7 protein-coding genes are annotated in these 8,666 nt (G+C 70.9%); 3 read left to right on the top strand and 4 right to left on the bottom strand.

Features of this window, described 5'->3' with window-relative positions; genetic code table 11:
* The 3 genes from EEJ42_RS37750 to pdhA form a co-directional block, all read right to left on the bottom strand.
* The coding region (locus tag EEJ42_RS37750) for a biotin/lipoyl-containing protein (protein WP_342778381.1) at window positions 1-440 on the bottom strand (440 nt) is incomplete at its 3' end.
* 22 nt (window positions 441-462) lie between these two features.
* On the bottom strand, window positions 463-1,443 hold the full coding sequence (locus EEJ42_RS37745; RefSeq protein ID WP_123106693.1) for an alpha-ketoacid dehydrogenase subunit beta: 981 nt from the start codon (window positions 1,441-1,443) through the stop codon (window positions 463-465).
* Between the two features lies 1 nt (window position 1,444).
* Window positions 1,445-2,608 carry a pyruvate dehydrogenase (acetyl-transferring) E1 component subunit alpha gene (gene pdhA, locus EEJ42_RS37740; RefSeq protein WP_123106692.1) on the bottom strand — a complete coding sequence of 388 codons (1,164 nt, stop codon included), beginning with the start codon at window positions 2,606-2,608 and terminating at the stop codon, window positions 1,445-1,447.
* Window positions 2,609-2,932: 324 nt separating this feature from the next.
* Between pdhA and EEJ42_RS37735 the strand changes: the two genes are divergently transcribed.
* Together EEJ42_RS37735 and EEJ42_RS37730 are read left to right on the top strand one after the other, a co-directional pair.
* Window positions 2,933-3,589: a response regulator gene (locus tag EEJ42_RS37735; RefSeq protein WP_123106691.1), complete on the top strand. Its 657-nt coding sequence runs from the start codon at window positions 2,933-2,935 to the stop codon at window positions 3,587-3,589.
* A 91-nt stretch (window positions 3,590-3,680) separates the two neighbouring features.
* A complete protein-coding gene (locus EEJ42_RS37730; protein ID WP_123106690.1) occupies window positions 3,681-4,718 on the top strand; it encodes a phosphotransferase in 1,038 nt (345 codons plus the stop codon).
* 105 nt (window positions 4,719-4,823) lie between these two features.
* Here the strand turns inward: EEJ42_RS37730 and EEJ42_RS37725 are convergent, their stop codons facing one another.
* Complete coding sequence (locus EEJ42_RS37725; RefSeq protein ID WP_246097627.1) at window positions 4,824-6,419, bottom strand: protein kinase domain-containing protein; 1,596 nt, start codon at window positions 6,417-6,419, stop codon at window positions 4,824-4,826.
* A 310-nt stretch (window positions 6,420-6,729) separates the two neighbouring features.
* Between EEJ42_RS37725 and EEJ42_RS37720 the strand changes: the two genes are divergently transcribed.
* Window positions 6,730-8,406 carry a protein kinase domain-containing protein gene (locus EEJ42_RS37720; protein WP_123106688.1) on the top strand — a complete coding sequence of 559 codons (1,677 nt, stop codon included), beginning with the start codon at window positions 6,730-6,732 and terminating at the stop codon, window positions 8,404-8,406.
* The last annotated feature ends 260 nt before the right edge of the window (window positions 8,407-8,666 follow it).

The raw sequence follows: 8,666 nt of genomic DNA, 5'->3' as shown, positions 1-8,666 counted from the left end.
CGGGGGGCCTCGGCCGCCGGGCGCTGCGCCCCCGGCTGGGCCTTGCGCGGGCGGCGCTTGGTGGAGGAGGGCGCGGCGCCGTAGCCGACCAGGTTGGCCTGGCGCCCCTCCGGTTCGGCCTCGGCGGGCGCCTCGGCGGTGGGTTCCGGCGCGGCGGCGGGCGCGGGCGCCTCTCCGGCGCCCGGGTCGGTGTCCACCGAAATGATCGCCGTGCCCACATCCACGGTGGTGCCCTCGTCGAAGCGCAGCTCGTGCACCACCCCGGTGAACGGGATGGGCAGCTCCACCGCGGCCTTCGCGGTCTCGACCTCGCACACCACCTGACCGTCGGTCACGGTGTCGCCCGGCGCCACCAGCCACTTGAGGATCTCGGCCTCGGTCAGTCCCTCGCCCACGTCGGGCATCTTGAACTCACGGAAGCGCTGTTCGACTGCGGTCATCGTCACGATCTCCTCAAGCCCTTCAGTACGCCAACGCACGGTCTACGGCGTCGAGCACCCGGTCCAGGTCGGGCAGGTACTCGTCCTCCAGCCGCGAGGGCGGGTACGGCGCGTGATAGCCGCCGACCCGCAGCACCGGGGCCTGGAGGTGGTAGAAACACCGCTCGGTGATGCGCGCGGCGATCTCCGAGCCGGTCCCCAGGAAGACCGGCGCCTCATGCACCACGACCAGCCTGCCGGTCCGCTCGACCGACTGCTGGACCGTGTCGAAGTCGATCGGCGACATCGACCGCAGGTCCACGACCTCCAGCGACTTGCCCTCCTCGGCGGCAGCAGCGGCCGCGTCCAGCGCGACCTTCACCATCGGGCCGTAGGCCGCGAGGGTGAGGTCGGTGCCGGGCCGCACCACCCGGGCGGCGTGCAGCGGGCCGGGGATCGCCGAGGTGTCGACCTCGCCCTTGTCGTGGTAGCGGCGCTTGGGCTCGAAGTAGATCACCGGGTCGTCGCTGCCGATGGCCTGCTGGAGCATCCAGTAGGCGTCGGAGGCGTTGGAGGGCGAGATCACCTTCAACCCGGCGACGTGCGCGAACAGCGCCTCGGGCGACTCGCTGTGGTGCTCGACCGCGCCGATGCCACCGCCGTACGGGATGCGGATGACGACCGGCATCTTGACCTTGCCGAGCGACCGCGCGTGCATCTTGGCGAGCTGGGTGACGATCTGGTCGTACGCGGGGAAGACGAAACCGTCGAACTGGATCTCCACCACCGGGCGGTAGCCGCGCAGCGCGAGCCCGATCGCGGTGCCGACGATGCCGGACTCGGCCAGCGGGGTGTCGATGACCCGGTCCTCGCCGAAGTCCTTCTGGAGCCCGTCGGTGACGCGGAAGACGCCGCCGAGCTTGCCGACGTCCTCCCCCATGATCAGGACCTTGGGGTCGCTTTCGAGGGCCGTGCGCAGCGACGCGTTGATCGCCTTGGAGAGCGACATCTTCTCGGCTGCCATGTCAGATGCCTTCCTCAGCGGTGACGAACGAAGCCTGGTACGCGGCGAACTGCGCCCGCTCCTCGTCCACGAGCGCATGGCCGTCGGCGTAGGTGTGCTCGAACAGCGCCATGTCGTCGGGGTCGGGCATGGCCCGGACCGCCTCCCGCACCCGCTTGGCGAGCGCGTCGGACTCCTGCTCCAGGGCGTCGAAGAACGCGTCGTCCGCCAGCTTCTCGTTGGTGAGGAGGGTGCGCAGCCGCAGGATCGGGTCCTTGGTCTCCCACAGCTCGCGCTCCTCGGAGGAGCGGTAGCGCGTCGGGTCGTCGGAGGTGGTGTGGGCGCCCATGCGGTAGGTGAACGCCTCCACGAGCATCGGCCCCTGGCCGGTGCGGGCCCGCTCCAGCGCCGCCTTGGTGACGGCGAGACAGGCGAGCACGTCGTTGCCGTCCACCCGGACGCCCGGGAAGCCGTAGCCCTGGGCGCGCTGGTAGAGCGGCACCCGGGTCTGCTTCTCGGTGGGCTCGGAGATGGCCCACTGGTTGTTCTGGCAGAAGAAGACGACCGGGGCGTTGTAGACGGCGGAGTAGGTGAACGATTCGGCGACGTCACCCTGGCTGGAGGCCCCGTCACCGAAGTAGGCCAGCACGGCGGAGTCCGCGCCGTCCTTGGCCACGCCCATCGCGTAGCCGGTGGCGTGCAGCGTCTGCGAGCCGATGACGATGGTGTACAGGTGGAAGTTGTTGCTGTTGGGGTCCCACCCGCCGTGGTTCACCCCGCGGAACATCCCCAGCAGATTCGTCGGGTCGACCCCGCGGCACCAGGCGACGCCGTGCTCGCGGTAGGTCGGGAAGACGTAGTCGTCGTCGTGCAGGGCCCGGCCGGAGCCGATCTGCGCGGCCTCCTGGCCGAGCAGGGAGGCCCACAGGCCCAGTTCGCCCTGGCGCTGAAGGGTGGTGGCCTCGGCGTCGAAGCGCCGCGTCAGCACCATGTCCCGGTACAGGCCGCGCAGCTCGTCGGGGGTCGGGTCGATCGCGTAGTCGGGGTGCTCGACGCGCTCGCCCTCCGGGGTCAGCAGCTGTACGAGTTCCGGTTCCGCCGACTGCTTCTTCGTGCTCCGCGCGCTGGTGCTGCGCTTGGCTCCGCTGCGGCGCGGCTTGCGCGCGGCAGTGCTCTCCACGGTCACGTGTGCTCCTCCGTCTGTCCGGCCTCCGGGATCCGCCGGCGGCCAGTTGCGGCTCGCCCGTCCGACGACGACGCACGGGGTGGGTGCGACGAAACGTCCGTCCGGGCGTGACAGGTTCCCGGCGGTCGGCCCCGCACAAGGCACGTTACCCAGTGCTCCGCATCTCTGCGAAACCCCACCTGACCTGCAATTTTGCTTGGATTTCCAAGTAAATCGCGCGGTTGGGTGAACATCCACTGGTCACAGCCTCGCCGACCGTCGGTCCTCCGCACGTTATCCCGCTGGACAAAGGCACGGGAAGACTCCGTATGTGAGACTGGAGCCGTGCGCGAAGAAGGAAAAATCAGGATTTTCCTACTTGACGACCATGAAGTCGTACGACGCGGCGTGCGCGAGCTGCTGGCGAGCGAGCCGGACATGGAGGTGGTCGGCGAGGCGGGCACCGCGGCCGACGCCCTCGCCCGGATCCTCGCGACCCGCCCCGACGTCGCCGTACTGGACATCCGGCTGCCCGACCGCAGCGGCGTGGAGGTCTGCCGGGAGATCCGCTCGCGCGACGAGGCCATCCGCTGCATGATGCTCACCTCCTTCGCCGACGACGAGGCCCTCTTCGACGCGATCATGGCGGGCGCGTCCGGCTACGTGCTCAAGGACATCCGCGGCAGCGAACTGCTCGCCGCCGTCCGGGACGTGGCCGCGGGCCGCTCACTGCTGGACCCGGTGGCCACCGCGCGGGTCCTGGAGCGGCTGCGCGGCGGCGCCGCCAAGCCCGACGACCGGCTCGCCTCCCTCACCGAGCAGGAGCGCCGGATCCTGCTGCTGATCGGGGAGGGGCTGACCAACCGGGTGATCGGGGAGCGGCTGCACCTCGCCGAGAAGACGATCAAGAACTATGTCTCCAGCCTGCTCTCCAAGCTCGGCATGGAGCGCCGCTCGCAGGCCGCCGCCTTCGTGGCCCGGATGCAGGCCCAGAAGAACTAGAGCGTCGCCGATCGGTGCCCCCAAGCACCATTCGGCCTGCCGCGTCAACTCCCGCACGGTCCGTGACGCCGAGTGATCTAACATCTGGCAAGTGCCGCGCTCACATGTACACCTCGCCGAGGCCGCTCCCGACGGGGAAACCCTGAGCGCCCTGCTCCGCCGCTACGACCGGGCCGGTGAGCCGGTGTCCTGCGACCCCCTCACCGAGGGGCTGCTCAACCGCGGCTACCGGCTCGCCACCACCCGCGGCCGGTTCTTCCTCAAGCACCACCTCGACGGCGACCGCACCGCCATCGCCCGCCAGCACCGGGCCACCCAGCGGCTGGGCGCGCTCGGCCTGCCGGTCGCCCCGCCGGTCCCGGACGCCCACGGCCGCACGGTCGCCGTCATCGGCGGCCGCTGCTACGCCCTCCACCCCTGGATCGACGGACGGCACCGCGACGGCGCCGCGCTGACCACGCCCCAGTGCTGGCGGCTGGGCGGGCTGCTGGGGTTCGTCCACACCTGCCTGGAGCAGGTCATGCGGGCCGGGACCAGCGACCGTGAGCCGCCGGAGCCCGCGGCCGACCCCGAGGACACCTACGCCGTCATCGACGAGCTGCTGGCGCGGGTCCGCGGCCACCGGCCGCGCGACACCTTCGACGAACTCGCCGAGCACCGCCTGACCGAGCGCCGCGCGCTGCTGGAGCGGCACGCCCACCGCCGGCCGGAGGCGGACGCGATCCCGGCCACCGGCTGGGTGCACGGCGACTTCCACCCGCTGAACCTGCTCTACCGCGATACGGAACCCGCCGCGATCGTCGACTGGGACCGGCTGGGCGTCCAGCCGCGCGCAGAGGAGGCCGTCCGCGCCGCCGCGATCTTCTTCGTACGGCCCGGCGGCACCCTGGAGCTGACCAAGGTCCGGTCCTACGCCCGGGCCTACCGCCGCATGGCGGGCGCCGGGACCGACGAGATGGCCGCGGCCGTGCACCGGGTGTGGTGGGAGCGGCTCAACGACTTCTGGATGCTGCGCTGGCACTACCAGCGCGGCGACCACCGCGCCGATCCGCAGTTCCCGGCCGCGGCGGCGCTGGTGGTGTGGTGGACGCGGGAGTACGAGGCGGTCCGCGACGCGTTCTGCGGCTGAGGGCCGCGCGCTCCCGTACTCGAGCCCGTACGCATGCGACTGCCCCGGCACCCCGCTCGCGCGGGGCCGGGGCAGTCGGCTTCGTTCCGGTCGGACCCGGTCCGGTCAGCCGAGGCTGTCGTCGGACGGGAGGCTGGTCGGCGGGTCCTCGCCACCGTCGTCCGGCGGGGTGGTCTCGCCGCCGTCGTCGGGCGGCGTGGTCTGGCTGCTGCCGTCGGACGGCGTGGTCTGCGGGTCCGTCGGGAGGTCCGTCGGGCCGCTGGTCGGCTGGTTCGGCACCCCTGGGTCGGTGGGCTGCCCGGTGTACGAGGGGCTGGTCGGGTCCTGGGACGGGGTGTAGTCGCCCGTACCGCCGGTGGAGTCGTCGGTCTCCGGGGCCTCCGTCGTCTCCTCCGTCGGCTCCTCGCTCGGCTCCTTCGTCTCCTTCTGCTGGGTCGCCGTCGGGTTCTTGTTCGGCTGCTTGCCCTTGTCGTCATTGCCGCCGAGGTTCAGCGCGAACGCGACCCCGACCGCCACGGCGATCACCGCGAGCGCCGCGATCAGCCACAGCTTGCCGCGGCCACCCCGGCGGCCCCGGCCGGAGCCCCCGTCGTAACCGCCGTCGTACCCGCCGCCGTTCCCCGCGCCGGGCGCGACCATCGGCTGCTGGGAGGTGTCGCCGTGCCCCGGGTGCGGCATCGCGGTGGTGCCCGCCATGCCCATCGCCCCGGTGGAGCCGCCGAGGTGCTGGGTGACCGGGCCGGTGTTCCAGACCCCGGTGTGGCCGCCCGCCTCCTGGAGCATCTGGAGCGCGTACTGGACCAGTCCGCGCATCTCCTCGGCGCTCTGGAACCGGTCGTCCGGGTCCTTGGCGAGCGAGCGCATCACCAGGCCGTCCAGTTCCGGCGGAACCTGGCCGCCCGAAATTTCGGACGGTGGTACGGGATTGTCCTGAACGTGCTGATAAACGACCGAAAGAGGAGTCTCACCGGTGAACGGCGGGCGCAGCGCGAGCAGTTCGTACAGCAGACACCCGGTCGCGTACAGGTCGGAGCGGTGGTCCACGGCCTTGCCGAGCGCCTGCTCGGGCGAGAGGTACTGCGGGGTGCCCATGACCATGCCGGTCTGGGTCATGGTGGACTGCGCGCCGTGCAGGGCACGGGCGATGCCGAAGTCCATCACCTTGACCGCGCCGCTCTTGGTGATGATCACGTTCGCGGGCTTGATGTCACGGTGCACGATGCCGTGCTGATGGCTGTAGGCGAGCGCCTCCAGCACCCCGGAGACGATGATCAGCGCCTGGTCCGGCGGCGGCGCCTCGGCGTTCAGCAGCAGATCGCGGATGGTGTGGCCCTCGACCAGCTCCATCACGATGTAGGGGACGGTGTTCGGGCCGACGACGTCCTCGCCGGAGTCGTACACCGCGACGACCGCGTGATGGTTCAGCCCCGCGACGGACTGTGCCTCGCGGGTGAAGCGGGCCTTGGACACCGGGTCCTCGGCCAGGTCGGCGCGCAGCAGCTTCACCGCGACAGTTCTGCCGAGCCGGATGTCCTCGGCGGCGAAGACCTCCGCCATGCCGCCGCGGCCCAGGCGCCCGGTGAGACGGTAGCGGCCATCGCCGACCAGTCCACCGTTTCCCCACGCCTCGGGCACATCAGACATTCCGGACCCGGTAGCGTCAGGTTCGGAAGGCCCCTGGGCGCTCTGGGTCTGTGCCATCGGTCCTCGCCGTCTCGGTCTAGGTGGGGGTCTGGTCGAGATCGCCCCGCCCGCGGGCGGTACGGTTCCTGCTAGGCACGCTACAGCCTTCGCGCCGCGCATCGGTTCGTGATGGACCGGCCATCAAACCTGTTGACGGTGAAGTGTTGCAAATCGCGTGACGGGTTCTTGAGCATCCGGTCACGGAACGGGCACGTGGCTTGACGTGTCCGTGGCCTGGGGCAGACTTGGCCACGATATCCGGAACACGAAGATCATGGCGTCGAAACGTGCGGGTTGAGCGGGAGTGCGCCGAGGGGGAAGTAACAACATGAGCCAGCACGGCGCACCGGGCCGCTACCAGGGCAGCTCCCTGGCCGGCAGCCGTTACCAATTGCGTGATCTCCTCGGCGAGGGCGGCATGGCATCCGTGCACCTCGCCTACGACTCCGTGCTGGACCGCCAGGTCGCCATCAAGACGCTGCACACGGAGCTGGGACGCGAGCAGTCCTTCCGCGAGCGCTTCCGCCGCGAGGCCCAGGCGGTGGCCAAACTCACGCACACCAATATCGTTTCGGTCTTCGACACCGGCGAGGATTCCCTCGACGGCGCGCTCATGCCGTACATCGTCATGGAGTACGTCGAGGGACTTCCGCTGCGTTCCGTCCTCGACGCCGACGTTCGGCAATACGGCGCGATGCCGACCGAAAAGGCGCTGAAAATCACCGGTGATGTTCTGGCGGCACTGGAGATCAGCCACGAAATGGGGCTGGTTCACCGCGACATCAAGCCCGGTAACGTGATGATGACCAAGCGTAATGTGGTCAAAGTCATGGACTTCGGCATCGCCCGCGCCATGCAGTCCGGGGTCACCTCCATGACCCAGACCGGCATGGTCGTCGGCACCCCGCAGTACCTCTCGCCCGAACAGGCGCTGGGCCGCGGCGTGGACGCCCGCAGCGACCTCTACTCGGTCGGCATCATGCTCTTCGAGCTGCTGACCGGGCGGCTCCCCTTCGACGCCGACTCGCCGCTCGCCATCGCGTACGCGCACGTGCAGGAGGAGCCGGTCGCGCCCTCCTCGATCAACCAGTCCATCCCGCCCGCGGTGGACGCGCTGGTCGCCCGCGTTCTGAAGAAGAACCCGAACGAGCGCTTCCCCACCGCCGAGGCCATGCGCGACGAGTGTGCCCGGGTCTCCCGCACCGGCCAGACCGGCGCCTCCCCGATCATCATCAGCGGCGGCCCGCCCGCCGGCAGCGGCTCCGGCGTCGGCGCGGCGGTGTTCCCGCCCGTCGACCAGCAGACCCCCGGGCCCGGCCCCGGCGGCGTCCAGACGCCGTACCAGCCGCAGGCCGGCGCGGGGCAGTTCGGCGCCTTCGGCCCGTCCACCCCGCCGCCGCCGACCATGCCGGTGGGCCAGCAGCCGTACGCCGCCCCCGCGTCCCCGTACCAGGGCGGCCACGGCCCGAGCACCCCGCCGCCGTACAACATCTCGCCCAGCCCGGCTCCGTCCCCGTCGGGCTCGCCGGGCTCCCCGGGCGGTGGCAACGGCAACAAGCGCGTGATCATAGGCTCCGCCGTGGTGGCCGCGATCGCGGTCCTCGGCGTCGTCCTGGTCATCGCCCTCAGCGGCGGCGACGGCGACAAGAAGGACGAGAGCAAGGGCGGCGGCGGCCAGAAGACCTCCGCCCCCGCGTCGACGAAACCCGCGGGCTTCCGCATGGGCGACAAGACGAAGACGATCGACCCCGAGAAGTGCACGGACGCCTACGAGGACAGCGATGACAAGGGCACGTACAGCGTGCCCGACTTCCAGAACCTCTACGTCGACTCGGTGAAGAAGTGCATCCGGGCCGCGGGCTGGAAGTACCGCGTCACCACCCAGGACGAGAACCTGTGGGGCAAGGGCACGGTCCTCAACTACACGTACCGCAACTACGAGCCGTACAACCCGAAGACGGACACCATCGAGCTGACGGTCTCCACGGGTATGCCCGACGACTGACACGCGAGCGCACCTCGTGTCGCGCCTCGTGTGGGCTCCAGGGCTCGGCGGCGTAGCCGGACGGAAGCGGTCCGGCTACGCCGTTTTCATGGCTGCCGCTGGTGGTGGAAGCCGGTCCGCCAGGTCGGGTGGTCCGGGCGCCAGCCCAGGCGGCGGGCGAGCGTGTTGTCGGCGCCGCGCTCCCAGCCCTCCCGGCCGGCGGTGGCGGCGAGCGATGGGGCCGGGGCGCCGAGGGCGGCGGCGAGCGCGGGCAGCCAGTC

This window comes from Streptomyces botrytidirepellens (genome assembly GCF_003721215.1).
GTDB classification, from domain to species: domain Bacteria; phylum Actinomycetota; class Actinomycetes; order Streptomycetales; family Streptomycetaceae; genus Streptomyces; species Streptomyces himastatinicus.
The sequence above is the reverse complement of the archived record's forward strand: the minus strand, read 5'-3'. Positions and strand labels throughout refer to the sequence as shown.